The organism is Nocardia iowensis (assembly GCF_019222765.1).
GTDB classification, from domain to species: Bacteria; Actinomycetota; Actinomycetes; order Mycobacteriales; family Mycobacteriaceae; genus Nocardia; species Nocardia iowensis.
Genome location: NZ_CP078145.1, coordinates 3,744,674 through 3,770,559, shown reverse-complemented (window position 1 = coordinate 3,770,559; position 25,886 = coordinate 3,744,674). Strand labels below are relative to the sequence as shown.

23 protein-coding genes are annotated in these 25,886 nt (G+C 64.8%); all 23 read right to left on the bottom strand.

Annotated features, from left to right (window positions below; all coding sequences use genetic code 11):
- Positions 1-33: 33 nt before the first annotated feature.
- On the bottom strand, positions 34-2,094 hold the full coding sequence (locus KV110_RS17395) for a hypothetical protein (protein ID WP_218477307.1): 2,061 nt from the start codon (positions 2,092-2,094) through the stop codon (positions 34-36).
- A complete protein-coding gene (locus KV110_RS17390) occupies positions 2,091-2,252 on the bottom strand; it encodes a hypothetical protein (protein ID WP_218477306.1) in 162 nt (53 codons plus the stop codon). Before KV110_RS17390 ends, KV110_RS17395 begins: the two co-directional genes overlap by 4 nt.
- Before the next feature lie 40 nt (positions 2,253-2,292).
- The gene (locus KV110_RS17385; RefSeq protein WP_218477305.1) at positions 2,293-3,321 is read right to left on the bottom strand and encodes a C40 family peptidase; all 1,029 of its coding nucleotides are present in this window, start codon (positions 3,319-3,321) and stop codon (positions 2,293-2,295) included.
- A gap of 448 nt (positions 3,322-3,769) precedes the next feature.
- Positions 3,770-5,572 (bottom strand): type VII secretion target, encoded by a 1,803-nt coding sequence (locus tag KV110_RS17380; protein ID WP_218477304.1) that lies wholly within the window; start codon positions 5,570-5,572, stop codon positions 3,770-3,772.
- 31 nt (positions 5,573-5,603) lie between these two features.
- Positions 5,604-5,903: a hypothetical protein gene (locus tag KV110_RS17375; protein WP_218477303.1), complete on the bottom strand. Its 300-nt coding sequence runs from the start codon at positions 5,901-5,903 to the stop codon at positions 5,604-5,606.
- A gap of 357 nt (positions 5,904-6,260) precedes the next feature.
- A complete protein-coding gene (locus KV110_RS17370) occupies positions 6,261-6,698 on the bottom strand; it encodes an SRPBCC family protein (protein ID WP_218477302.1) in 438 nt (145 codons plus the stop codon).
- 131 nt (positions 6,699-6,829) lie between these two features.
- Entirely contained in the window at positions 6,830-7,075 is a 246-nt protein-coding gene (locus KV110_RS17365; RefSeq protein ID WP_218477300.1) for a hypothetical protein, read from the bottom strand.
- Complete coding sequence (locus KV110_RS17360; RefSeq protein WP_218477298.1) at positions 7,075-7,923, bottom strand: hypothetical protein; 849 nt, start codon at positions 7,921-7,923, stop codon at positions 7,075-7,077. The genes KV110_RS17365 and KV110_RS17360 overlap by 1 nt, the downstream gene beginning before the upstream one ends.
- On the bottom strand, positions 7,920-10,241 hold the full coding sequence (locus tag KV110_RS17355; RefSeq protein ID WP_218477296.1) for a hypothetical protein: 2,322 nt from the start codon (positions 10,239-10,241) through the stop codon (positions 7,920-7,922). Before KV110_RS17355 ends, KV110_RS17360 begins: the two co-directional genes overlap by 4 nt.
- Positions 10,242-10,270: 29 nt before the next feature.
- Positions 10,271-10,579, bottom strand: a complete 309-nt coding sequence (locus tag KV110_RS17350; protein ID WP_218477294.1) for a hypothetical protein — start codon at positions 10,577-10,579, stop codon at positions 10,271-10,273.
- A gap of 36 nt (positions 10,580-10,615) precedes the next feature.
- Positions 10,616-10,990: a hypothetical protein gene (locus tag KV110_RS17345; RefSeq protein WP_218477292.1), complete on the bottom strand. Its 375-nt coding sequence runs from the start codon at positions 10,988-10,990 to the stop codon at positions 10,616-10,618.
- Positions 10,987-11,739, bottom strand: coding sequence for a hypothetical protein (locus KV110_RS17340; protein ID WP_218477290.1), 753 nt, complete (start codon positions 11,737-11,739; stop codon positions 10,987-10,989). The genes KV110_RS17345 and KV110_RS17340 overlap by 4 nt, the downstream gene beginning before the upstream one ends.
- A complete protein-coding gene (locus tag KV110_RS17335; protein WP_218477288.1) occupies positions 11,736-12,086 on the bottom strand; it encodes a hypothetical protein in 351 nt (116 codons plus the stop codon). Before KV110_RS17335 ends, KV110_RS17340 begins: the two co-directional genes overlap by 4 nt.
- On the bottom strand, positions 12,083-13,525 hold the full coding sequence (locus tag KV110_RS17330) for a hypothetical protein (protein WP_218477286.1): 1,443 nt from the start codon (positions 13,523-13,525) through the stop codon (positions 12,083-12,085). The genes KV110_RS17335 and KV110_RS17330 overlap by 4 nt, the downstream gene beginning before the upstream one ends.
- A gap of 13 nt (positions 13,526-13,538) precedes the next feature.
- The gene (locus KV110_RS17325) at positions 13,539-15,068 is read right to left on the bottom strand and encodes a hypothetical protein (RefSeq protein WP_218477284.1); all 1,530 of its coding nucleotides are present in this window, start codon (positions 15,066-15,068) and stop codon (positions 13,539-13,541) included.
- Positions 15,061-15,528, bottom strand: coding sequence for a hypothetical protein (locus KV110_RS17320; RefSeq protein WP_218477282.1), 468 nt, complete (start codon positions 15,526-15,528; stop codon positions 15,061-15,063). Before KV110_RS17320 ends, KV110_RS17325 begins: the two co-directional genes overlap by 8 nt.
- Before the next feature lie 139 nt (positions 15,529-15,667).
- Positions 15,668-17,626 (bottom strand): hypothetical protein, encoded by a 1,959-nt coding sequence (locus KV110_RS17315; RefSeq protein ID WP_218477281.1) that lies wholly within the window; start codon positions 17,624-17,626, stop codon positions 15,668-15,670.
- Positions 17,627-17,981: 355 nt separating this feature from the next.
- Positions 17,982-18,986: a transglycosylase SLT domain-containing protein gene (locus KV110_RS17310; RefSeq protein ID WP_218478550.1), complete on the bottom strand. Its 1,005-nt coding sequence runs from the start codon at positions 18,984-18,986 to the stop codon at positions 17,982-17,984.
- Positions 18,987-19,173: 187 nt separating this feature from the next.
- Positions 19,174-20,010 (bottom strand): DUF4226 domain-containing protein, encoded by an 837-nt coding sequence (locus KV110_RS17305; RefSeq protein ID WP_218477280.1) that lies wholly within the window; start codon positions 20,008-20,010, stop codon positions 19,174-19,176.
- A gap of 1,555 nt (positions 20,011-21,565) precedes the next feature.
- Positions 21,566-24,091 (bottom strand): ATP-binding protein, encoded by a 2,526-nt coding sequence (locus KV110_RS17300; RefSeq protein WP_218477279.1) that lies wholly within the window; start codon positions 24,089-24,091, stop codon positions 21,566-21,568.
- Entirely contained in the window at positions 24,091-24,558 is a 468-nt protein-coding gene (locus KV110_RS17295) for a hypothetical protein (RefSeq protein WP_218477278.1), read from the bottom strand. Before KV110_RS17295 ends, KV110_RS17300 begins: the two co-directional genes overlap by 1 nt.
- Positions 24,555-24,818: a hypothetical protein gene (locus tag KV110_RS17290; protein ID WP_218477277.1), complete on the bottom strand. Its 264-nt coding sequence runs from the start codon at positions 24,816-24,818 to the stop codon at positions 24,555-24,557. Before KV110_RS17290 ends, KV110_RS17295 begins: the two co-directional genes overlap by 4 nt.
- A gap of 19 nt (positions 24,819-24,837) precedes the next feature.
- Positions 24,838-25,842 carry a conjugal transfer protein gene (locus tag KV110_RS17285; protein WP_246634599.1) on the bottom strand — a complete coding sequence of 335 codons (1,005 nt, stop codon included), beginning with the start codon at positions 25,840-25,842 and terminating at the stop codon, positions 24,838-24,840.
- Positions 25,843-25,886: the final 44 nt, after the last annotated feature.

Below are 25,886 nucleotides of genomic sequence, written 5' to 3'. Positions count from 1 at the left end.
CGCCGGAAGGACCAGGGCACCGAGTCGCATTCGTCAGGCCTGACTCCGATCCGCCCTTGCGGGCACCGCGGGCGGCGGCCCGGCCGAGGGAGCCATAGCAGGCGACGCGGCCGCGGTGTCCGCGTCTCCCGATTTGTCGAGCTGGGCACCTACCGGGCGGAAGTAGGCGACGAAATCCCCGTATGCGCCGTGTCCATCGTCCGGCGGATTGTTCACGTCGTCGAGCTTCAGCAATTTCTGATGGGCAACCAGATACAAACTGCCTTCCTTCTCGACGACAACCGCAGAGCGCTCGCCCCAGGTCACGACGTCACCCGTATCAACCTCCTCCGGCCCGATCTGCAGCCAATTCTCGGGCGACTTTTGCCCCGGTGTACCCGCGTACGCGTCCTGCGCGTTGCCGCCGTTGGGGTTGTTCCACTCCTTCTGAACGGCCTCAGCCACCACCGAGGATGTCTTCTGCGTCGTCCCATCCGGAAGTTTCATATCGACCGGCTTGTTCGACGGCGGCGGCGATGGCGGCCCGGAGTCGGCGGGCGGTGCGGCCGTGGCGATGGTGTCGGCGGGCGGCGCGGCCGGTGGGGTGTCCTGTGGCATCGACGGTGCCGGAGACGGCGAAGTCGGCGCAGAATCGTCCCTAGGTGGGTCGTCTTGGCGCGGAGTCGGTCGGTCCATACGGTTGACGGGAGAGTTCCGGTTCATCATGCTCGACGCCAGCTGCGACAACATCATCTGTTGTGCCAGCCCGTCCGCCGCCCCGGCAGCCGACCGAGACGGGTTGGCACTCATATTGTTGGCGAGATCTTGCTCCACTCGGTCGAGCAGACGCGAAACCCGGGAAGCGTTGGGGTCGTCTCCCGCGCCTACCTGATAGCCCCCGGGACCGGTACCGGACAAGCCGTCCAGACCAGTACCGGACAATCCGTCCAGACCAGTACCCGACAGACCGTCCAGACCGGTGCCGAACAGATCGCCAGAGCCGCCGCCAAGTCCTGTAGAAGATGTACCGCCAGTGTCGCCGCCCGAGCCGTTCCCGCCGCCGTTACCGCCACCACCGCTGCCGCCGTCGGACGGAATCGTTGTGGTCGGCGTGACCTCAGGTTCCACCTTAGCAACCCATTCCGTAACGCCCTTTATCCTGTTTTCGATCGACTCAGCCGTTACGAACATCTTCTGCAGGATGATTGATTCCGTCGCTGCGGACAGCGCGGGCGAGTTGTGGTCTTTTTTATCGGCCGCCAAAGCAGCGGCAATCACCGGGGACGCATTGGACCACATCTTGACGTTCTTCAAGAATTCTTTGAGACTATTTATGTCGTTATTGATGTCGTTCCGAGTTCGGCTCACGAGTTCGGTAGCCTGGCCTGCGATATCGCCTATTTTGTCGTTCGCAGCCCGCATCTCCCTTTTGTACTCTTCGATTCGCTGCAGCTTGGCATTATATTCGGAGATAGTTTTCGCGCTCTGCGTATCGACCGGGAGACCTCGACGCAAAAGCTCCTTCTTGAACGATTTGATCTCCGCTGGGTGGCCACAGAGATCGAGCGTTAACTGGCACCACTCTCGCATAGCATTTACTGCGGCTATTAGCCCGCGGGACGCGCCGTCCGGCGGATGGATTACGACCAGCATGAAGTGTGGACCGACATCTGCGCCGAGCAGGTCGGAAGCCAGCAATTGGTCATCCCTGTCGAACAGCGTCATCCTGCCCGCATCGGTCAAGGTGACGTGGTGGCCGTTGCTGTATCCGAGTGGCAGCGAGAAGAGGGCGGTCTTGGTGCCGTTCACTACGGCGAAAACCTTGAGCGACCCGTCTGCGTCGACCTGTGCGCCTACGAGCTTGCCGCCCGTGGGGACAGCAGTCTCCGAACTCCACACTCGGCGGCTGTCCGCCGTAAGCTCCAGATCCCCGTCGGGTTTCATTCTGAGCTCGTACTTCCCATCCTGGGAATGCAGCGATTCACCGGGCTCAAGAGTTGAACCCACATACAGGGTGTCTGTCTTGACCTTCGGCAAAAGGTGGTCCGCGATCCACTTATTCACCGCGGGTGGTAGCGGGTTGAACACCGTCGCCAACGGCAGTGGCACCGTCATGTGCGCACCTCGCTTTCGGTTCTCGACGGAAGACCCGCGCCGCCGTCGCCCAGCGTCAGCGGCGAGATCGAAGGGTGCGCCTGGAGCGTCTTGGCCCGAGGCAGCCGTACTTCGGTCTCACCGGCTGCCGACACCCCGCTCGCCACCGAAACCTTCATTCTCTGATCTCCCCACGGATGGCAAGTACCCGATAGCCGCTCATGCGGCCCACCGGCTGGCACGATAGTTTCTCGGTAGTTGGTCGATGACTACACCCCTTCCGCCGGTTGCGTGCACGACCTGATTGTTTCCGATGTACAGCATCACGTGCCCCTGACGCCCGTCCGACTTCACTGCGGACGATGGAAAAATCAAGTCGCCGGGACGAAGATTCCGCGGGTTCGGGTCGATCTTCTTCGTCGTCTGGTACTGCGCCTCCGCATTGTGCGGGAGCTTGATCCCTGCCCTGGCCGCCGCGAACTTGGTCAATCCTGAGCAGTCGAAGGTGCCCGGTCCCGAGGTGGCGAACACATATTTTTTACCCTGCTGGGCCATAGCGGCGTCTTTCGCAATCAGCCCCGCCGCATTCGCCCCAGCCGAGCCCATGATCAGTCCGCCGAGATAGCGATTGGCGAGTCCGTTGACTACACCGGCGATTTCGGCGCTTTTCGCCTGACTGCTCCCCACCACGGCATGGGCTTGTTGCAGCGCGTGCATGACGGTGCGGTCGATCTCCTGCTTGCCTTCCCTGGTTATCGCGGCCGGACCGATCGCTCGGATGCGAGCAAAGACCTCCTGCCTTATTCGGCCGAGCGCGGCGGCGCTGACGCCGTTGTCCTTCGCGAGCTTGGTCAAGTAGCCGCTGAGTTCAGCGTCGAGCCCGCTGAACGCGCCCGCGGCATTGCGTTGAAAGAGCTCGGCCCGCTGGTATGCGCCGAGCGTGCTGCCGGCTCCGGCCGCTGACGCTGCGAAAGTGCCTGGTTCGGATGCGGCGGGCACCGTGGCACCTTCGCCGTACAGCGCCTCAATTTCCTGCAGCACATCGATTGCGCGCCGCGCTTCGGGTGATATGCCGCCGCTGGCGGCGGCGTCCGAGCCGGTCTGATCGGCGCCGCCGAGACCCCTCAGTGCATCGGTAATCATCGGTAGCGCCGCCGACATGACGGGCAGGGCGGCCGGTGCCAGCCGGGCGACGACATCCGGATCGAACACGGGCGGCGGCGCGGCGGGCAGGGATGGGAACGCCAACGACGAAGGCGGAAGTACCGGCGTCGGCGGTGACGGCACAGGCACTGAGCCGGATGCCGGGGACGCGGGTGCCACGGTTCCCGCAGCCGGTGGGGCGAGTGCCGAACCCGAGTTCGGCGGCGCGGTCGCGACCGTCGCGTTGGTCGGCGGTACGGATGATGTCGAGCCCGAAGGCAGTTGCCCGGTCGATGTACTCAGCGGCGCGGACGACGTACCCGACGGCGCGGCAGCGCTCCCGGGTGTCGACGATGGGCCTGGACCAGGTTGCATCGGCGCGAGAGTCCACGGCGTCGGGCGGGCCTGGGTACCAGGGACCGCAGTGGCCTCCTCGCGTCGACGCTGCCCGGCCTCCGTTCCGTCCGTGGGAAGGTCCGGATCTGCTGTGGGAAAGACGATTTCGGTACTCGTCACGTGACGCTCCTCGACACGGTCTCAAGCGTGAGAAACATCAACGGGAACGCTTGCCGCTCGGTGGCCCACCCGGAGTCGGCGCCGCCACGGCCCCATTCGGCGGCACCGCTGCTGTCGAGTCGGGCGCGGTGACGGCCACCCCAGCGTCCGCAGGCTCTTGCACCGACACCGCCATGGGTCGGGCCACAAACAGGGGGTGCCGCACGATCTGCTCGTACGCGTAGACGGCGTCACGCAGACACTGCCGCGTCGGCTCCTCGGCCAGCAGCAGCACCAACTCGTTGCAGCGCCGTTCGGCTATCAGGTCACGCAATGTAGGGTCATCGTCGCACCGCAACTGGCCGACCTCCACTCGGCTGACGTCGACCCGTCGCGTCACCATAGTGGCCGCCAGAAGAGCGTCCGCGTCCTGCAATTCGTCCCACCAGACCTGTGGCACTTCGGCGTCGGCCTCGACCGCTGCCAGGATACGGTCCCGCAGAGCCCTCGTCTCGGCACCATCGAGCGATCCGGACCGCGTGCGGCCGACTTGGGCATGCGCATCGACGGCGAGTCCCACGCATTTCGAACGGACCCGCGAATCCGGCACTGCCGCAGCATGTTTCAGTGCGTCGATCGAGCCCGTAAGACCGAGACGATCGATCGTGTCGGCTGAGGGTACGCGGAGATCGGGTTCAGCGAACGGGCGCACGAGCCCTGCAGTGGGTACGTCACTCAGCCGCGCTCGAAGCCCGGGATCGATGGTCCCAGCGGACGCCAGCGCCGTCAGCCGCGCACCGGCTTTCGCGCCCCATTCGAGCCCGAATTCGACCAGCACGCGAGCCGGATCGGCGACCCCTTCCCAAGCAGATCCACCCGCACCCGGATCCGAGCCGAGCGCCTCTTCCCAATCCCACGGCGTCGATACCCCGCGCGGAAGGAACACGCCGGCGGGCAACCAGCCACGTCCCTCATTTGAGGTGATGAACACGCCCATACCCGCGGGGCCACGCATCACGGACACCGCCCAGGACAGACCGACGACCGATGGACCCACGGCCGCGAGCACGGCGCTCAACAACGTCCTGGCGACCACCAGATCGTCGTCGACGTCCTCACCGACCACATAGGACGGCTCCGCAGCGCGATCTTTGGCGGCGGCAACTGCCGCGGCGAACGGTGTCGGCACCGGCGTCTCGGCTGTGACTCCACTCGATCCCAACGGCGGCTGGGCACGCTCACCCGCGGGCCCGGAGGTGGCTCCCGGCACCATCGACAGCGGTGGTGGCGGCAGCACCGGCCCACCTGCCGGGGCCGGCGTCGTGGCACCAGGGGCAGCTGTGACACCGGGTGTTCCCGTGGCGCGCCCATCGGGCGGCGGCGAGCCAACGCCTGTCGACGAACCGGTGTCACCGAGAGGTACCGGGATCAAGCCGGGCCCACCTGTCACCTGTCGGTCATCCAGACGAGGACCGACAGGCCCACCACCTGAGGGACCACCGCTGCCTGGCAGCGCGAACGCCGGATCGCCGGACGCCAGCCGCTCCATATCACCGCCCGCCAACGAAATCATCGCTCCACTGTCGGCATCGTTTCGATCGAAGGCATCCGCGGCCTCGCGCAGCATCGTCGCTGTGTCCGCATGCCGCTGTGCGAGATTCAAGCCCGCTAATTCGCGCGCTCCGTAATACCGTTCCAGCGCAACGCGTACCGGCTCAGCGATCTTGCCGTAGGTGGACTCGAAACTCGCCAGCCACTCGGCGGGCGGCTTCGCCCAGTCCCGAATTTCCGCAGACAGTCGATCGTGCCCAGCGGCCCACCGGCGGAATTCCGCGGTATCGATATCCAGGTTCTCCGCCATAGTCGGTCGGGTCCTTTCTCACCGCCGATGGCTACAGCGCGCGGATAATCGCCGCCGCGCCCGCACTGTCGGCTTGCTCGAAACCTTGTGCCGCGGCACGCAGCAAGGTGGCATCCCGGTCGCCACACTCCGCCACCCGCTCGCAATCGGCTTGCTGGACTGCGTAACACTCCCCCATCAATTCAGGCAGTGGCCAGAGAAGTGTGGCGCGCATCCCTTGAAACGCGGCCAGCCACTCCGGCGGTTTGCCCCACACTCGAGCGTTCGCCGAGTCGTCGTCGCGCCGGTCGGCGAACCAGCGCATCCCCCCGCCATCGACATACAATTCCATCTTCGCTCATCCTTTTCCACCCGCTGGTTCCCTCATTGTCAAGGCTTCCCAGCATTGGCGACGCCATCGTCTGGCTGGGGCGACAATGGGCTCAGCAGCGAATCCGGCGTCTACGCTCGACCGCTGGCGGGACGCGAGACTGCGCCGTGGGAGAAAAAGCGGAAGTGGTGCCGGTAACAATGCCGCCGGGCATGGATGATCTGATCACCCCCACGGCCGGGCACTTCCCAGAGGGCACGAAGACCTCATGCGTCAGGCGGGCGTGCAGTGAGACCGCACCAGAATCCTCATCCTCGATCTGGCAGACGAGATGGTCGCCACGGCATCGCCCATGTCCGCCGCCGGCGCGGTCGGGCATCAGGCTTCGAGAACTTTTTTGAGGATCCGCAGGCGCCGCATGGTGGCGCGGCGAACCAGCGGAACGAATAGCGGGCCCAGCAAACGGAAGGCCCCTACACCGGTGACCTCCGCGTCGAGCGTAAAGACGGTGCCCGCGCCAACGGCGGTAGGCCTGAAGTGGTAGTGGGCAAGGAACGGAGTCAATGACCGGATCGAAGCAAGCGTCATGTGACGCGGCGGGTCATACGACGTCACCTTCATTGTGGCGGTAAATGTCCGGCCGAACAGACTGGTCACTTGCTGATACACGACGCCGACACCCACGTCCACCTCCGACAGGACGTCGACCGCAACGATGCCGCGATACCAGTGGACATCATGGCGCAGGTCGGTGACATAGCCGAACACGTCGGCCTGCGGTCGATCTATGACGGTGGATACCAACACGTTGCCCATCCGCGCAGGCTAGCGTGGACCGAACCGGTTGCTCGTATTCCCATGCCTGACAACAAAGTACGTGTGCTGGGCTGACCCTCCTGCGACATCCGGCTGCCCACGGTCGCCCAAGCAAGCAGCTGCTTACGACCTCACGACCGATCTCCTGGGAACATTTGCATGTTCTGGTAGTCAATGGGTTCGTACTCGACGGGTTCGGGTTGCGGATTTCGTTGCACCCATCGTTTGATCGCCGCCTCCCAGTGGGCGAAGTCTGGATCTGCGGGGCCGATAACGATGGCCCCGTCGACCAGCGCACCGCCAGGATCGGTGGCACAGAAACGCAAGAGAATACGCCCGTCGTCGAGGCGTCGGGCCAATGGATGATCTTCGGTCACTATATCCTCAAACTTGACGAGAGAGCTCGATAATAGTCCGTCAGATGCTCTGCGGCGATGAATGATCCGGAAAACGACTCTCCATATGTGCGGTGGAACCATGCGAAGCTCTCAGCGAACAACTGCTTCCTCCCAGTCTGGGGTTCCGCGTACATGTCAGCCACAGCCGGATCGATACTCCTCAGATAGGGAACAACAATAGAGTGCACAGCCTTGAAGGCCTCGCCGTCACTCAACCAGCCGACGGCGTCCTTGCCCTGCTCGCCGAGGGCATGATCGACGGCATGACCTAGCTCGTGCACTGCGACGTCCACGCTGCCACCGAGCCCGCGGCCGACCAGCATGGCCCGGCTATTGCTGTCGTACAAACCGAGTATGTGAGCCCACGTCACACCATTCGGCGCTCCCTGCGGCCCACCCTCTTTTCCCGGTGGCCAGTCGGGGTGGCCAAGATTGAGGAGATCTGTGTCACCGAGCCAGATTCCTCCGTTGGGTCGCCCGCGCGCAAAATAGGCGAATATGCGGTGCCACCCAGCAGGGACCGAGGCCAACGAATCGATGTACGCGAAGGCTCGTGTTGAGTAGTCGTGGTGATACTGCCTACCGTATATGTTCCGCAGAAAGAAGTCCGCCCCCGAACTTGCATTGTTGAACGGCTTGCGTGCGCCGCTGTCGAAAGGGTCCATTCGAGCAGGGATCACGGAATCGGCGCCCATCGCCCTCAGTACACTATCCCGGCTGCCGTCAGCTGCCATATTGAGTCGCCAGGCCAGCGCTCTCGTCTCTTTATCGGCGAGGCCCCTGATCCTTCCGGCTACGGCCTGCACGACACCACGCAGCGGATTCACCTCGGCACGCTTCTCGAGCCCCTCCCCGTGGGGTCGGCTGTAGTGATTCTCCTGCGGTCATCCGGCACCGCGGATGCCTCCGGTGCTTCGAATAGTGGGTGATCCACGATCTGCCCGTGCGCATATACCATCTCGCGGAGCAGCTGCGTCGTCGGCTCGGTCGCCAGCAGGAGTACAAGTTCGTCGCATCGGCGCTGGAAAACTAACTCGCGCAGCAACGCTGCTTCCGAGCGGTGGCCGGGATCGTCGGTGCGCAACTGCCCGATGCCCACCTGTGCCACGTCGATCCGGCGGGATATCAGCGACGCCGCGAGCAGATCGTCCGCGTCACGCAGCTCGTCCCACCACTGTGGCTGTGGCGCAGCGCCGCTGGCCACCGCCCGTAGTATCCGATCACGTAATACCGACAGTCCCAACGGCTCCGGTGTGCTTGTCTCGAAAAGCCGCACTCGCAGATGTGCATTCCACGCCAACTCGACGCACCGGGCGCGGACCTGATCGTCCGGTATCCCATCGACCCATTCCCGCGCGCGCCGGGATCCGACCAGCCCGAAACGGTCCACCAAGCCTGGCCCGGGTGAACCGAAGTCTGGTTCTTTGGCCGCAGGTACCGAGCCTGCCATCGAAACGTCGCTCAGCCGCGCACGCAATATTGGATCGATCGGTGCCGAGGACGCGACCGCCGACAGCCGAGCCCCCGACTTGCGGGCCCACGCCATCCCGAACTCCACGAGGATTCGCACCGGATCCGAGATGCCCTCCCACACCGAAGATTCCGATACCGCCCATACCCACGGTGTCGACAGCTCACTCGGCAGGTACAGCCCTGCCGGTAACCAGCCTCGCCCCTCGTTCGACGTTATGAACACACTCAAACCGACCGGCTGCCGCATCACCGAGATCGCCCATGCCGGTCCGACCATCGAGGTTCCCGCGACCGCGAGTACGCCACTCAGCAGCGTTCGCGCCAGCACGAGATCCCCGTCGACTCGCTCGCCGACTACGAAGGAAGGCGCGGCTGCCCCGGCAATCGCGGCGCTTACCGCCTCGCGAACCGAAGTATCGGACCCAGCTGCCTCGCCGGAGCCGCTGCCACGCAGCGGCGTTCGAGCAGGTGGCTGGGCCGACGCCTCAGCGGCGACAGCACCCGCAGTCGAGCCCGCTGACGGGATCACGCCTCGCGCTTGCGCCGGCGACTGAGGATTCGATACCGCCGGGGCAAGCGCCGCGGGATGGACCGCAGCAGCCGCCGCCAATAGGGGCGCCCCCACTGCTGACAGCGACAGCGCGCGCGATGGATCCACCGCAACCAACGGCACCACAGTTGAATCCGTTGCCTCGCCCAGAACTTGATCCGCTGCAACGACCGTCCCGCTGTCCTGGTCCACGACGTTGCCGAGATCCGGTCGTGCGGTGCGATCCGATGCCGCACCAATGATCGAATCCGGCGGCGCAGATGACTTCACCGGGCGGTCAGAGGCCGCCCCATCGGACTCGGCCGCTTCCGGCTCCGGCGGTCGAGTGTCGCCCCCACCCGCTCCCGCGCCGAGCAGTGGAAAACTATCGGTGCGCACGACCGCGGGCCCGGCCGCCGAATGCTCGCGATCGTATAGACCTGGCAATCCGTTCTCGTGTGGGACCAACCCCAACTCGCCCCTCGGCGCGGGCCCCGGTGTGTCCTGGGACGGCAGGCCGAGCGGCGGCCGAGTTGTCTGATCCGGGTCTCCGTACACTGGCGGCGACCCGGGTGAATTCCGTGGCGAGCGCTCGCGTTCCGGTTGCCATGGCACCGGCTGACCCAGCGCCTCCGCGATTCTTGCGAGCAGCGGCCGGGTCATGAATTCGGCCGCCGCGGCGGCCTCGGTCGCCACGTCGACCACCTCGGCCCGGGCCTCGGCGACAATGTCACCGACGCTGGCCGCGCCGTGGTGCTGTTGGTCCTCCTCGTCACCCGATTCGCTCGTCTCGGGTATACCGTCGATCCGGCGCTTGGCCTGCTCGACGATGTCGAGGATCTGATGGCTGGTGCGGCCGACCACCCCCGCGAAAACCCGAAAGGTATCCGCCGCAGCCAGCAATGCCTCAACGTAGGCCACCGGGTTCGCCCGCCGCATCTGCTGTTCAACCGGCTCCAACGCGGCGCTGGACCGTACGACCTCGTCGAATGCGTGCCTCGCCTGGGTGACCGCGCCCGCGTCTAACCCAGCAACGCCGTCACGGGCCACCGATTCGAGGGCGATCCAGTCCTCCGGACCGATCGCCGGCCAGTTCTCGCCGACGATATCGGCCCAGTACGGAAAGTTCCGCTGCGGTTCCATCCGCTTTCCGTTCGCCTCGACTGCGCCGATCAGATCGGCGCATACTTCGCGATTCGCTGTGCGCCGTGCTGGTCCGCCGCATCGAGCGCCTCGGCAATCCGGACGGTCTTTTGAAAGGAGGATTCGGAGTCGGCGCGACCGGTCGCGGCTGCGCGTGCGCAGACCGACTTGATCCACTCGAGACTGGCGACGAGTTGGTGATCTAGTTGCGATACCGGTGCGTGTTGCGGCGTGCACTCCCGGGTCGTTGCCGCGACGCGGTCGGTCACCGCCGTGACGGAGCGTGCGAAAACAACTGCCGCAGCAATGACCTCGGACGGCGAATCGATATCCAGCACGTGGCCTCCATTCATGGATTGTGCCGAGTCCGGCGTTCAGGAGGTAGTGCCGAATTCGGCGTTTTCGGCTGCGATATACGCGGCTTCGGTGGGCAGGTCGAACGAATCGACGGTGTACGGGAGGACCCCCTTGTACTCCATCTCGGTTCGCAGTCCGACCCGGGACTTCATATGCGCGAGTCGCGCGATGCGGACGATCTCCTTCGCCAGCCAGCTGTCGCCGTTGTCCCTGGCATCGTCGGTGATGTGCAGCCCGACCACCTGGCCGTCGCGGTCGCAGGCAACGCCCACGGTGTGGCCGGGATTGAACACCTCGTAGGTCATGGTCGGCCAATCCGGTGGCAGCTCTGCTTCGTCCGGGTCACCATCCGGATCGAGGTCGGCCCGCTGCGGTTCTGATTTCTCGGTCATCGGCCACCCTCCTGGAGTCGCACGGGAAATTCGGGTTCCGGAACCGGCGCGAGTCGATGCTCCTGCGCCGGCTCAGAATCACCAGCGGAATCGGGTTGCAGCAGGGTTTCGGTGAGACTTGACCACGCGACATCGTCGATACACATGACCCGCCGCAGTTCCCAGAACCTGGCCCCCAGATACAGCTCACCTGATCCGTCCGGATAGACGTCGAGGTGGTCTGGTCCATCCGTCGTCGCATTGAGCGTGACGGTCGTGATGGGCGGGCGTCGATCATCGACGTTGATAACCACGGTGTCGGTTCCCGGGAGAAAGCGGTGTCCGCATCGAGTATTCGGGCCTATGGCGATATCTGCGCTGTTGGTGGTCAGCGTGATGTCCGGATTCATCAACAACTGCATCGCCCAGGAACGGGCAGCTTCTTCCGGGGCGTCGGCGTTGATGGCAATGTCGGTGCTGGCCGCCAGGTCGACGACGAGCACGGCGTCGGCAGTCGTGACCCCGACGATCACTAGACGCTTCGAGGTACCCGTTGGGAACGGCAGATCGTCGGCGGCCAGGGTCAGCACATCGGAGCCGAGCCCGACACCGGCGACTGGATGTACGACAACCGTTCCAGTGGCGACATCGACGGCGTACGCGGCGATGGGATCGGACATTCGAGCGCCGACCCCGGCCAGCCGGATCAGCCCCTCCTCGTGCAGCCACCGTACGGTGTCGGCCACAGTGACCTCGCCTGCCTCGTTCACGATGTCGGCTCCGAGCCGTTCGTGGACCGCTGCAGGGCGGAAAGGTCCGGCGGCACAGCGGTATCCATGATGACCTGATGCTGCCGTGCCGCGTCATCGGTACTTTCCCGGATGGCCGCCATGATCTCGGTGACCAGCTCGTGGCCGGTGAACCGCCGCACGGTGCCAGGCGCCAGGTAGAGATCGGTGAGATGGCCCATCGCGTCGACTTCGGGGATCACCGCGCCGCTCGGTGACGGGCGGCGCGCCCGCACATTGTCGATTCGCTCGCGTAGATCAGCGATGCGGTGGCGCAATTCGCGAGCCATGTCGAGCGCCGCTTGTACGTCGGGATGGATGGCGCTCATGAGGATCCTCCGTTGCGGGTTGGGTCGGCGGGGGTCGGTGTAGGCGGTGTCACCGACAAGGCGATCGTCGGCCGCTCCCCGATTACCGCCTCGGTATGCGGTGTGTCGTCGACGTACATCAGGCGATCCGGATGCCAGGCAACGACACGGTTGCGCTCGTTGTTCCCGCCGCCCTGACCCATGCCCGGCGCCATCGGCATGTAGGGCATGTAGGGCATGCCCGCAGCGCCACGCCCGTGCGCCGCACCGGCTGACGAGGTGTTCAGCGGCTCGATCACCGGTGCGCGCGGCGCGCTCGACGCGGCGGCGCCCAATGCGCTGCCGGTGGCCATCGGCCCCACCACGACTGCGGGGTCAGCGGCCTCCACCGGACTGAAGTCGGCGCTCACCGGGACGCCCCCAAGCCCGCTCGGTGCGCCGACCGGACTGTACGCGTAGTCGTCGAGGAAGGAATCGTCGTAACCGTATTCGTCATAGCCATATTCATCCGCTGGACTCATCAAGTCCTGCGCCATAGGCAGTCCGCCCGCGGCCATCGAGCTCAGCAAGGCGGGCAGCATCGAAGTCAGGGAACTGGAATCACCGCCACCGCCCGAACGCTCACTGTCGGAGATCTCAACACCGGTCTCGGTCGCGTACCGGCCGACAGTCTCCGCCGAACGTACGTCGAGCTCTTCGAGTTTCGCCAAGGCTCGCTGGACCCCGAGTTCGTCTTCAGCCCGGATAGCGGCGAGCAGTTCCTTGCGAGCCGCGATGATCTCTTCCGGCGCCGGATGTTTCGCCTTCGCGGTGCGGAACGCGTTGCCGTAAGCATCGACATCGTCGGCCCAGCGCGCGAAACCATCACCAAGTTGGTCGAGCAAGCCACGGTATCGGGTAAGCGTGGTCGAGGCCGCGTACCCCACCGGTGTCCAGCTTTGCATCGCCGCCGCGGCCCGGTCGACCGAACTGCGCAGCGTGGTATATGGACCCCGCACGTAGCTGCGGAACGCGGCGGCGAGCCCTTGCGCGGCATCCGGACCCGGCCCGGCTCGCAGTTGCTTGGCGAAAGTCAGCGGATCGACCGCGCCGCTCAGCACACTGCCCCTCGGCGGCACCTGCTGGCTGCCACCGCGGTGGACCGCTCCTACCGGGTTATCGACCACATCACCGTGACCACCGCCGAGCACGAGCGCGTTCACGTTGTCAGCCTCGCTGTAGTCCGCTGCCGCACTGCCAACGCGATGGGAAATCGACTCGATCTCGTCGAAAACCACGGTCGCGGCGTTGCGCAGCATCGCAAGATTCGCGTCGAGGCGCCGCTTCTGCACCTGTGAAATCATGTCTGCTCCGGCAGGTACCAACCAGCTCTGTGGCAGCACCGCATCGGTGCCGGATGCCGTATCCGCAAGGACCAACGCCACATCGGCCAGCGACCTGGGATCGACATTCAGCTCCATGACTCCTCCTGCACTATGCGGGCGCGGGCACCGCCACCGAGGGCGCCGCGCCCGCCTGGTCGGCGGCGGCGACGTCCGAGGGCGGCGCACTGGCTGCCCCGGCGGGCAATTCGATTCCAGGTGGATGGAAGAACCCGGCGAAGTCACCGAAATCGCCGTCTCCGCCGTGCATCTCCCCCTCAAACATCCTCTGCGCGCCGTCCACGACGACCTCGAGCGTCCCGTCCGTCTCCGAACCCCAAGTGATGACGATGGCTGTGCGCCCACTGTCCCAACTGGCGACGTCGCCGGTCATCAACTCGTAGGGGTCGACCCGCTGGCCGGGATCCTCGGCCTTGTCCTTGCCGCCCGACCATTTGGCAGTGGTATCCGCATACGCCGCCTTGGCATCCGTGCCGGTTGTGTTGGCAAAGGCCGCGTCCAGTGCCTGCGCGACCACTGCGGAGACCTTCTGATTTCGGCCGTCCGGGAAGGTGTACAACACGCTCCCATCCGCCTCACGCGGTCGCGCCGGCTGCTGCGGCCCTGGCTGGGCTGGGGAGGACGCGCCGGAAGGTGCGCTCGCGTGCTGTGCAGGCGGTGCAGGGGGAGCAGGCGGAGCAGACCACGGCGTCGCCGCCGGCACGGCCGCCGCAATCGGCGGGGGGTCGGTGCGGCGTTCGCGCCGCTCCAAATCCGGCGCCTCGCGCATATCCCCGCGACTGCGATCGGCCATGTCCCGCATGGCCTGTTGAGCGAGCAGCTGCGGCATCAGTGAGCTCATCATGTCCATCCCGCCGAGACCGGCACCGAGACCGGTGCCCGCACCGAGCTGAGTTGGCGGAGACGAAGGGTTGTACCGGCGGGCCAAGTCGTCAATCCTGTCGGAGACACCGGGCCCGTTCCCCGGAACCGCGTTCAGGTTGCCGCCTGAACCGAGCAGTGACGACCAATCGGGTGGCGGCGGCGGATCGCCGCCCTCCCCAGGCGGTTTCAGGTCGCCGAGTTCGGGCGTTTTATCCTCGCCCGGATCCTTCTTTCCTGGATCCGGCGCTTCGGTCGCCAAACGCGCCAGTTCGTTGTGGGCTTCCTTCATACCTTCCTCGGCACGCTCGGTGACCTGTGTGAGATAGCTGAGCATATGATCGTCCTGGCTGATCCCGTACGGTGCGGGTGTAGACGCCATATTGTTGAGCGCGACGATCGCAGCGTTCAGTTTCTCCTGTGCCAGCTGGGCTCTATCCGCGCTGGCTCTGGCCAATTCGACCACGTTCTTGTCGGCCTCAATGAGTTCCTGAAGGCCCCGCTCGAGGTTCGCACGAGCGACGGCGTAGTTGGTAAAGCTATGGTCGGTGGCCGCAGGAAGCTTGGTAAATACATCCTTGGTCGGCGGATCCGTCTTGGAGCCCACACCACAGCTATCGAACAACCCTCGCAAAAAACGAGGAAAACTGTCGTACACGCCGTTCGTGTACGCGGAGTAATTGTAGGTCCGAGGGTAACCCGGAGACCCCATGTCCGGCTTCAGTAAGGACAACATCTCCACTGTAGTGACCTCACGCACCGTTACCGATGGGTACGGTGGGAAGACTTCCGACTCCCCAATATTTGCGCTGACCGGGACCGCTGTAGGCAGTACCGAGACCGGTGGCCACGGTGCCTACGCCTGGGCGTACCATCAAATTGCGCGAATTGAGCAACCTGTCCTTGAAACCCAATGCCACATCCGGAACAATTTGCTTGACATTATTCGCCGTGAAACTATTGGCCAGCGCCTTGGCACCTCCTCCCACCAGGCCCTTGGTGGCACCGCCGAGCACCCCACCCGGGATAGCGCCGAACGCACCGTTGACCAGGGCTGCTTTGCACCCCTCCCCAAAACTTCCCGTCGTCGCCCATCCCAGCGCCCCGCCCACGGCGGCACCCGCGATGGCCCCACCAACCGGTCCGCCGACCAAAAATGCTGCTCCACTTACCCCGCCGACGATCAAGTCCTGCCATCCCAGGCCGAGGAACTCCGCCATACGATCACCTGCTCCGTCCGGATCGGCCGTCCACTCCCCTATTCTCGATGATTCCCACCCCTGGGGATTAGTTCAGCGAATACAGGCTGGCACTCGTTTCGACGACCGCTGGCGCAGAGCGGACGCCTGGACCGACCCGTTACTCGTCCCACGGATCCTTACCTTCTGTACCGATGTCGAGGTGATCGAGGGTAGACAGCCTATTGGTGGTCTGCTGCAACATTCTGAGATTGATGTCACTGGGCTCCAAGTAGTAGTTATAAGCCGCCAAACTGTGCGCCTGAGCTGCACGGCGACCGATCTCCCAGCGCGTTTCGTCGTTCAATTTCTCCCAATCCTTTCTCTTCCGATCAGGATTAGCCAAGAAGTAAGCGGCTTGCGCCTCGTTCACCTTTGCGGGGTCACTTACGCGCGAACTTGCCTCTGCGAATCGCGCGGACACGACAGCTCGGGCGGCAAGGGCGGTGGGATCGGCATATTCAGCATGCCCATCGATTGCCAGGGCAGACGCGATAGCGCGCTGAACCGGGTCGTACCCCATCATGTTTCGTTTGTTGCTGCGGCTTTCGACGCTGGCCGCGATCCGTGCGGCGCGGGCCGCCGCACGCGTGGCTCCCGACACCTCCAACATGCCGATTCTGAGCTCGTTGGAGACTTCCAGGTCCAGGAGCCTTTCGTAGGCGCTGGCTACACCAAGGGCGGTATCGAAGCCACCATCGTTTGCCGCGCGCTCCCTCGCTTCCTCTATCGCACCCATCCGGCTCAAATGCTGCATCTTTGCCTCTTGCAGCTGCCAGGGGAACCGTTGGGCGTTGATCGTGTCGATCGTCTTCTTCTTGCGTGACAATGGGTTGAGCGGATTGGGCGTCCCGGCCCACAGCCAACCGAGCGCCGGTGAGGCGTTCAACGTATTGAGTGCGGTGAGTGCGGCGAGGAACCCGAGTCCAGGGATAGCCGCCGACTCCGGCCCCATCCCCAGCGCTCTGCCGCCGCCCGACCCGGCGACTGCGCCACCTCCCTGAATTGCGGACGCGAACCGGTCACTGAACCAGTCGGCGCCACGGTTGAGACCTTCCCTCAACCGCCACATCTGCACGATCGCGACGAACTGGATCAATGTGGCCATGAACAAAACCGCGATCACCTGCCCTTCCGCGTTCCGCGCCATATTTGTCTGGATGCGAAGATAGAGCGCAGAGAAAATCAGGACGGACGCAACCTTCAGAATGGCGGTCAGAAATCCGAGGCCATCTTTAATCAGACCCGTCTGTGGTGCCCCGTAAATGTAGCCGCCCACCGTGACACCGACAATTGCTTTCGCCACGTAGAACAGGCCATCAAGGCCCGCCCTGAGCACGTTATACGAGGTGTATCCGGCGAAGAGCAACTGTCCCACCGCGAAAAAAAGGAGTAGTAGCCCGGTCCCAACCTGCCCCATCGTCGGGTTCTGTGCACTGGCGAAGGCCGCCGAATCGCCACACGTCCGCATCCCCTCCTTGACTGCGTCGGCGTCGCCGGCGAGCACCGCCGACGACCACACCATGCGGCACGACTCGTTGCGGTCCACCGAATGCCCGAAGTTGTGTATCTGCACCTGCAGGCGTAGGAGATCAGCCATCCCAGCCTGCAAATCCGCCATGACCCCGAGCGGATTGGGTGCCGAATCTCCGGACAACCCCGCCGCCACCGATACACCGACATCACGCCCCTGCATCATGGGTCCGTACACCGGTGCCAGCGGATCGGCCAGCAGCACCGGACCGAGCACCGCAACCGCGAGCATCACCGCCACCTGCCTGGCCGCCTTCGCCTGGAATCCCCGCGCAATGAACCAGGCCACACAAAACGCCCCCACCGTCGCCGCGGCCGTCATCACGATCGGGTGTCCCAACACGCTCGCCAGATCCTCGAGCCCGCCCTGCGTCGCCTTGGCAGCCCAGTCCAACCAACGCAACTCGTACACTTCCCCGATCAACCAGATCGCGGTCGTCTGAATCGTGAGGTAACCGATGAATTCGAGATTGAGCAGAACGCAGATGATCGTCGTCAGCGGTTCCAGCACACTACCTTGATCGGTAGCGAGCAAGTAGCTCGACACCGGAACTCCCGACGAGTCCCGAACATTCGTCCAAGCGAGTCCGTGAATCTGGGAGGCACCACCCTCTCCGGTTACGCCGCGAGCCACCGCCACCGCGCCGACGATCGCCGGGACAACGAACAACACGACGAAGCTGAGCAGTACCCAGGCGATTCTGCGGCGCCACCGCTTCGCTGTGATCCACTCCCGGACTCGTTGCAACACTGAGCACGGATGCCATCGTGCCGGATCCATGTCGTCCCAACGGAATACCGGCCCGTGCGGCCGACTGCCCGCGGACGGTGTCAAAGCGGAAAGTATGGTTGAGCGATTTCCGGACGACAATGAGGTCTGCCCCCTGCCGGGGAGGTCGGGATCAGTAGCCGACATAGCCGCCCCCACCCCGCAACTGCACAATTCCCGGCACGTTGCTGACCGACCCATATCGGTCGATCGAATACCGGACTCCGGCAATAATGTTGTCGACCGGGTTCCAGATATCGCGGTGTCCTGGTAGGGAATGCGCGTTGAAGGTCGGGTCGATTGTTTGCATCAACCCTTTGGAAGGGATCCCGGCGGCGGCATTGCTGTCCCACAGATTGATCGCGTGCGGGTTGCCGCCCGATTCGTGTTGGATAATCGCCGCAATGTCGGCGGGATCGATCCGGCTGATGTCGTAGCCGTGGGCGGCCAGCACACGCAGCGCCTCTCCGATCCATTGGCCCTGCTGTCCGGACGGACGGGTCCGGGGCGGTCCGTCAGCGCGGCGACCGGAATCGGCACCAAGAGCCCGGCGCCGCGGCGATGGCGAATCGCGAGACTCCCTCCGATAGCGGTCGGCCAGCCGCTCAACCTGATCAGCGGTGACAGCGGCGGCCAGTTGACCGCCACCGAGAACGGTTCCGGCCTGCCGCAGCGCGTTGTCGAGCGTGCTGATCAGCAGTTGTCGTCCAGCGGCGGTGTTCGCCACCGGGCCGAGCGCGGTCAAGGCTGTATTGACCTCCGCGACAATCGAACCGATTGCAGCGCGCCCCTGGGTAGTAGTCGTTGCCGCGCCGCCGAGCAACTGCCCCAGCTCGACGTTCAGGTTCCGCAGCGCATCCGCCTGCCGGGAGGTGTTGTGCTGCAATGCCTGATACTGCCCCCACGCCGCACCATCCCAGAGCACCGGCCCTTCCGGTGGCCCGCTGGGAGGTCCCGGCGGCCGGCCTGTATCCACAGTCGGCGCACCGCTTCCGTATTGACCGGCAATCGCGGCGAGCGCTTGCAGCGCCGCCGCGAAGAAAGGCCCCTCCGAACCGGGCAGCGAGACGGAGGATTCCGGGCCGGGTCGGGAAACAGTTGACCCACGCCGTGATTCGGCTGCCGGTTCGACGGACATCGGGACGGCGCCGGGGGCAGCGAGGGCCGGGTTTGCCGGTGTACCCGTCGAAACCACCGGCGCCGCCGCATGTTTCTGGCTCACCTCGCTACTGTCAGAAGACGTGCTCGTCGCTCCGCTCCGTCCGCGTCGCGCGTTGTTCGTTCGCGTGTCGGCGGGTGCGCTGGGCACGGTAGGGGCGACCATCTCAGTACCACACGTACTTTCGGCCGCTGCGCACCGCGCGCACTCCGGGTACATTGCTCACCGACCCGTAGCGATTGATCGCGTAGCGAACCCCGGCGACAATGTTGTCTACCGGGTTGAAGATATTGCGATGCCCCGGCGCAGCCCACCGCTCGAAGGTTGGGCCAATAGTCTGCATCAGGCCCTTGGACGGAGTTCCCTTCTTGGCATTGCTGTCCCAGTTGTTGACGGCATTCGGATTTCCGCTCGATTCGTGTTTAATGATGATCCCGATCGCTTCAGGATCGATTCTGTTGATGTCGTAGCCCATGCGCTGGAGGACCCCGAGCGCCTGCTGAATCCACTGCCCTACCTGTCCGCCTGGCATACGGCCGCCGGGCCGGGCAACTGGGCTACCCGGTGCTGGGACGCTCTGCGCGAAGCGTCTGGTGAGGCGATCGACAGCCGCGGCGGTGGCGGCCGCGTTGGCCTGGCCCGTCGCGACGACGAGTTGGGCCTGTCGCAGTGCGACGATGAGTATTCCATTGACCTGCTGACGTCCTTGCGGAGTATCGGCGGCGGGTCCGAGCCTGGCCAGTGCGACTTCGACATTGCGCAGAATCTGATCGAAAGTCAGCTGATCGACCTGGTTCCGCTCCGAGAGCGCGTCGAGCTGACCTCTCAGTTGTCCATCCAGGTCGTTGAAGGTCACGGCGGAATCGCTGTACGACAGTCCGGCTGCCGCGATCGCGTCCGCAGTCGCGCCGGAAGCACCATTCGCTGAAGACTGTTCCCACAGTCGCTGCGCTGCAAGCTGTTTCGCGGCACCACTGCCGTACATCGCGGCCAGCGCCTGCAACGTGCGCAGTGCTTGCGACGACGTCGCGACGGCGATATCGCCAGCTGTCGCGCCACCGTGGGCGGGCTCAACGGCGACACCGGCGCCCTTTGCACCAGTCGGTCCGATCAACGGTGGTGCGACGGTCAACGGAGCGCGGTCCGCAAGCATCCGCAGCGGCTCGGTCGGCCACCCTTGCGGTGACCCGGCGCTTTCCGCACGCGGCGTGCGTGGGAACCCGGCCGGCGCGGCCGCAGCTGCAGGGGTCTGTCCAGTCCCAGCCTGTGCGGCGAGCGTCAGGGCCGAAGTCGGCGCGGCGATCACCGACCTATCCTCACCGACCGCAACCGGCACCGCATCAGTCGGCCGATCCCGTGCGGTCCCTTCGGGGACCGCACCGGCTTGTCCCCACGGCAAACCCGTTTGGGTTCCAAGCGAACCCGGCATCGACCCGGTCCACGGTTGGGTCGACTGGCCCTCCTCAGCCGAGGCGTCACGCGAGTTCGCCGCCCCGGGCACAGCCCATGGAGACCGCGCACCCGGACGGTCGTGTCCCCCTCGCGCCGACCATGGTGTCAGCGGGTTGTCCGGCGTCTCGACCGAAGACCAGAGTTCGGTACTTGTCACCATCCCGCACCCGCCAGCACTCGCTTCACCCGGACATCGCCGCCGGACGTTATCTGCTGCAGCACAAAAGTTCCGGTCGTCGGATCACCGGTCACCAGCTGGGTCCGATCGACAGCGATACCGACTCGTGTCGGGGCATTGTTGCGATGCCCCCAGAAGACGAGATCTCCAGCCGATATCGCCGCCGCATCTACGCGCTGGCCGCAAACTCCTTGTTCGGCGACAGTGGGCGGCAGGAGCACTACCCTTGGGACAGGATTACCCGACCGATCCACGGTCCACGCTTGCCCGCATGGACCTGGGCGAACGACGTCGCTATCAACCCGCCGGAACGAGGAATCGGTATGTTCGGGCACTGGATCCTCGTGTCCGGTGCGAGTGCTGGCTGGTTCGACACATCGACCTGTTGCGCTCGCAACAGACGCTTGGTAGACCACATATCTGACCGCCGCTGCCGGGCCGAACGCCCCAGCGGTGGGGCCGTCGACCGTCCCCGCCCCCTCGACCACGCGTAAACGGACCAGCGCAAGCGGACTGTCTCCGACAGCAAGGCGGGCAGCGCAAGCGGCGGCCGCACCCGCGTTGGCTTTCTGCAGTGGGGGCAGCTGGCGCGGGGCAGACCGCATGGCGGAGACACAGGCACGGTGCCGGTCGGAAACGATTTTGTCGTCAGCGGCGATTGTGAGCTCCGCATAAGGATTCGTAGGCGGGATGACTGACAGGCCCGTCGGACTGCTCCCTCCGGGTGGAACACCGCCCCCGGTACTGTTCGCCCTGCCTGATGGCCGCCCCAATGCCGCTTCGCACTGGTCTTCGAAATCAGCCCCCGATATCGACACCACCGAACCCGCCACCATCAGCACTACGCCACAACCCGACCCACACACGATCAACGCGGCCAGCAGCCCCCACTTCAGCATCTGGCCGACTTTCGGACCCTGGTCAGAGCTCATGACACACGCTGGCCGTCCCGCTCGGCGACCCGCGTTCCGACCGCCGATGTCGGCGTACTACCGATCGCCATCGCCCGATCCAAACGCGCCGGACCGAGGACCTTCCCTCGCCCAATCCGGTTCAGCGCGTCCCGCATGAACATCTCACCTCGCCGCTCCTCCGGCACTTGCCGTCCCGGACCGATCGGCGGCGAGGTCTCCTCCCGCAGCATCTGGAGGAGGAACGGCGCTTCCTTGAGATCGACGCCCAGCCACGCCAAACTGTTACGCGCCAGCGTCTCGTCCCGCTGCCGGAATACGAACCGGTTGGGAATCAGATTGTGCGCCGCGCCCTGGAAGTCGGTTGCCGGATCGTGTGAGGCCAACCCGATCGCGGCCAGATGCTTACGGCCGTCCCGGCTGAAATCCGAGGTCACCGCCGCACCGACCTGGGTCTGCGTGAAATGGTGTGCCTCGTCGCCGACCAGCAGCCCGAAACGTCCGTTATCGGTGAGGAATGCCTCTCTGGCGGCGACGCCGACCAGTTCGTACAGCGCGGACCCCAGTCGCTTGGTCAGTGGCAGCCGGTTGTACAGATGCGGGGTGACGAGTTCCTCTGCCGTAGGCAGCGCCAGCTTGTGGCTGCGCACAACAGTCGCCGCCGCGTCTAGCCGCAAAGTCGGCAAGGTCGGATCGAACAGGACCGGCACCCGGTCCGCGATCGCGCCGAGCCGAATCGCCAGATCGGCGTAGTCGGCGTCCGTCCCGCCCGCGTCCCGCAGTCGCCGGGCAACGTGTACCAGATCAAGCATGCTGTGAATGCGATGCTCGGCAAGACCCCTGACACTTAACAGGTTTCCCGCAGCCGTCCCTGCGGCGGAGGTCGGCGACAGGTCTAGCAACGGCAGCAACGAATCCAGCGCCCGCTCCCCCGCGATCCGCGGATCGAACATGCGCAACGGATCGAGCGAGACCGAGGGGTCGGTCAGATCGATCACGACGGCGTCGTCGATCGCGGCCGCGAAATGCGCCCACTCGCCAACCTGGCTGCGATCGATGGCCAGGAACTGCCCGCCCATGTCATGCACGAGCACCGCGATGAGTTTGAGGAAAAACGACTTGCCGGAACCGAGTTCGCCGGTGACCGCGAACGAGGCGGACAAGTCGTGCAGCGCCGCCTCCATGATGCCGAAGTGGATAGGCTCGAAGTTTCCGGACAGCAGATTGACCCCGATGACCGGTCCGCTGTCGTCGCCAACCTCGTTGGACACGAACGGCACGAAACCCGCCCACATGTCGGACGGAATAATATGTGCGAAGTCGTCATAAGCGCGCCGCGGCGAACTGCCCGGCACCAGCATCGACCACAAATCGATCTGAGCGCCGACCGGGGCCGTCAGCTCGACCTGAAAACGCGTGTACCTGCGCTTGAGTGTGTTGACCGCGTCCTGCGTCGTCTCCCGCGAGTGTCCGCCGACCGCGATCACCGTGGTGAAGGTGACCTCCGATTCGCCGCCGTTGACCTCGAAATGTTCGTGGTATTCGCCCAGCATCTGAGCTTTCGACATCAATGTGCTCTGCGCGAAGGACACCTCGACGTCACGCTGATCCATCTGCTCGCCCAACCGGCGCAGATTCACCTCGTTGCTCTTCAGCACCTGCTCGGCGGGTCTGGTAGACACCCGCATCCCCCAGTCGACCGTAACCTCCCGCATGCCCTCGGTCATCGTGAGGAATTCGCTGCCGCCGGGAAAAGCCATACCCCCGTAGGGAAATGAGCGCGGCGTCAGCATTGCCTGATATGAGGGCCGGTGTTCGGCGTCCGGCCGCACTACCTTGATCATCGGCACGAACGACGGCCGGACCCGACGCTTGCTGTCGGCCTGCGCACCTTCGTCGAGCACGGCCGATCCGAACACTGCCGAGGTGGCGTCGTTCAGCGCGCCGGCGCGCAGTGGCGCGACCAGGTCGTCGTCCGCGCCACGGGCCAGATGATGCTCCCACAGCCATTTGAACAGCGCCGCGGGCACGGGAACCGGATCGAACTCGCCGCCGATCTTCGACAGAATCGAATTCGCTTGCTCATCATAGGTTTTGAGATCGGCTCGCGCGATCGCCGTAGCATCAACGGCGGTGGTACCGCGCCACATTCGTGACACCCCTGACATACCGGAATTGGTGATGCCGACCGGAATCGAAAGCAGATGAATGCGCGTGCGCGGCCCGATGGCATGGATCCGGTCGTAGCAGGCGACTACCTCTCCGGCGTAGTCCTCGCACTCATCGAGTTCCACCCCCTCGACCATTTTGCTCAGCACGTCGACCATGTCGCGCCGAGCCTGGATGCCGAGCAGCAGCGAACCATTGGGCAGGTTGTTGATCAACGTGTGGTGGGCCAGTTTGACGTCGAATTTGTCGCTGGCCCTGCGCAGTCCGTAGCCGAGCGGGTTGATGAAGTAGGTCGCGGTGACCAGCCCGGCATGGGTGAACTGCAGATTGCCGCGAAGCGCGGCCGTCGGCTGGAGATCTCGTCCGAGCGGCATCAGTGCACCTCCTCGGGCTCGGCGTACCGCTCGATGCCCGAACGGGCCGTGCCCTCTCCCTCCCCCGGGATCGGCGGAGGCACGAACAGGACGGTGCTCTCGTCGATGTACATCGTGTTGCGTCCCGACTCTGAAATCACCGCTATACCGGAGGCTGAAACCGGCCGCCGGATGAGAATCAATCGTCCGATCCACAGCACGCGTGAAGTCAGCCGGACACCGGTATAGGGAATCAAGCCCAGACCGAACACGGTCGCCACGGTCAGCAGCACACCGACACCGAAGGTGATCGCGGGGTTGAACGGAAAGGTCAAGGCGCACGTCGACGTCAGCAGTAGCAGGACCATTCCGCCGACGACCTGTGGCAGGGTGTATGGGCCGAACGGCAGTCGTTGGCCGTTCTGCGCTTTGCCGATCACGGTGGGAACCCGCTTGATCGGCGTGAACACCTTGACCACTTGGGTCATCTGTATGAGCCGATCGGAAAGTTCGGGATGAAAGTGCCAGCATCGGAGCGGGCGTAATTCATCAGGGTAGGCAGTACCCAAAAAGCCACCGCCGCCAGCAATGAGCACGCCAGCAAGGAAATTATCTTGGTCGCCGAAAGTTTGCTCTTGATTGTTTCGGAGAGCAGGATTCCCATACAGCCGATGGCCAGTACGATCATCCCGACCCAGCGGAAGATCAACAGAAAATTGAATATGAATGTTTCTAGGCTGGTTTTCACGGCACTGTCCTCTCGGTTCTCACTTCTGCGTAGGCGGTGGAATCTGCGCCGACGACGAGCGCGAGACACTCGTGGACGGCGCAACGGCTCGACTCGGCTGGCCATGCTCGGCCAGCACGGTGATCGGATCCGCCAGCGCCGGAACCGGTTCCATAGTCTGTACCTGCCAGTGTCCTGCTGTGCGGACCATCGTCAGCGGATAGGCCAGTGGCGATGCGGTGGCGCCCTCAATTTTTGGCGTGACCGTGGCCAATACGCGCGCCTCAGAGGTGGCCGCGCCGCAGCCGGTGTCGTCCGCGGACACCGATACCGCGCTCAGAGCGCCGAAAGGCGCGGGTCGCAATGCCGCGATGCCCGCGTTCACTGTGGTGTATCGCGAAATGTCACCGGAACCCGTAAGCAGCGCCGTCAGAAATCCGGAGGCGACCTCGGCCAGCGGCGATTCGGTCGCGCACGGCGCGGAATATGCCAGCGCCAGATCACTGCCCCGGCCCGGTGGCTCCACCACCGCGGGCAGCGACAATGCCCGAAGACGACCACCGGCCACCGACACCGCCACCCGGTAGAACTGCTTCGTGTCCGCCGCCTGCGCGCCATTCTTCCCGACACGCACCGAAACAGTCACCGACCAGATCTCAAATCCACCGTTCGACATCGCTCGCCAGACGTGCACGACCGACGGATCGGACACCTGCCGACCGCTGGCAGGCAAGGTGATCTGCTGTCCAGCGGCGACATACTCGATGATCCGATCCTGTTGTCCGGCACTGGCACTCAGATAGGTCACGACAAAATCCGCAGCGTATGCCCCCGCCAGCTCTGCTCGCCCGATCATTTGCGCCATCGGCTGATCGGTGTCGACGGGCGGATCGCCGGAGAACGCGCCGACGATGGCGTTGCCGCCTCCCAGCACCGCCAGCACCGCCAGCGCCGCCACGATCACGTTGTCACGGCGGCGCCGAGCGGCCATCCGGCGGAGCAACGCCTCGCCGGAATCGGCCGACCGTCCGGCAACTATCCTCACCCTCGAAATGGTAGGGAGCACGGGCGCTTCCGACCTGGCGCGCT

What these genes read in the sequence shown, in the direction of transcription:
- KV110_RS17395 (WP_218477307.1), bottom strand. Translation starts at nt 2,094, where the DNA reads ATGACGGTGCCACTGCCGTTGGCGACGGTGTTCAACCCGCTACCACCC.
- KV110_RS17390 (WP_218477306.1), bottom strand. Translation starts at nt 2,252, where the DNA reads ATGAAGGTTTCGGTGGCGAGCGGGGTGTCGGCAGCCGGTGAGACCGAA.
- KV110_RS17380 (WP_218477304.1), bottom strand. Translation starts at nt 5,572, where the DNA reads ATGGCGGAGAACCTGGATATCGATACCGCGGAATTCCGCCGGTGGGCC.
- KV110_RS17375 (WP_218477303.1), bottom strand. Translation starts at nt 5,903, where the DNA reads ATGGAATTGTATGTCGATGGCGGGGGGATGCGCTGGTTCGCCGACCGG.
- KV110_RS17370 (WP_218477302.1), bottom strand. Translation starts at nt 6,698, where the DNA reads ATGGGCAACGTGTTGGTATCCACCGTCATAGATCGACCGCAGGCCGAC.
- KV110_RS17355 (WP_218477296.1), bottom strand. Translation starts at nt 10,241, where the DNA reads ATGGAACCGCAGCGGAACTTTCCGTACTGGGCCGATATCGTCGGCGAG.
- KV110_RS17345 (WP_218477292.1), bottom strand. Translation starts at nt 10,990, where the DNA reads ATGACCGAGAAATCAGAACCGCAGCGGGCCGACCTCGATCCGGATGGT.
- KV110_RS17335 (WP_218477288.1), bottom strand. Translation starts at nt 12,086, where the DNA reads ATGAGCGCCATCCATCCCGACGTACAAGCGGCGCTCGACATGGCTCGC.
- KV110_RS17330 (WP_218477286.1), bottom strand. Translation starts at nt 13,525, where the DNA reads ATGGAGCTGAATGTCGATCCCAGGTCGCTGGCCGATGTGGCGTTGGTC.
- KV110_RS17320 (WP_218477282.1), bottom strand. Translation starts at nt 15,528, where the DNA reads ATGGCGGAGTTCCTCGGCCTGGGATGGCAGGACTTGATCGTCGGCGGG.
- KV110_RS17310 (WP_218478550.1), bottom strand. Translation starts at nt 18,986, where the DNA reads ATGTCCGTCGAACCGGCAGCCGAATCACGGCGTGGGTCAACTGTTTCC.
- KV110_RS17300 (WP_218477279.1), bottom strand. Translation starts at nt 24,091, where the DNA reads ATGCCGCTCGGACGAGATCTCCAGCCGACGGCCGCGCTTCGCGGCAAT.
- KV110_RS17295 (WP_218477278.1), bottom strand. Translation starts at nt 24,558, where the DNA reads ATGACCCAAGTGGTCAAGGTGTTCACGCCGATCAAGCGGGTTCCCACC.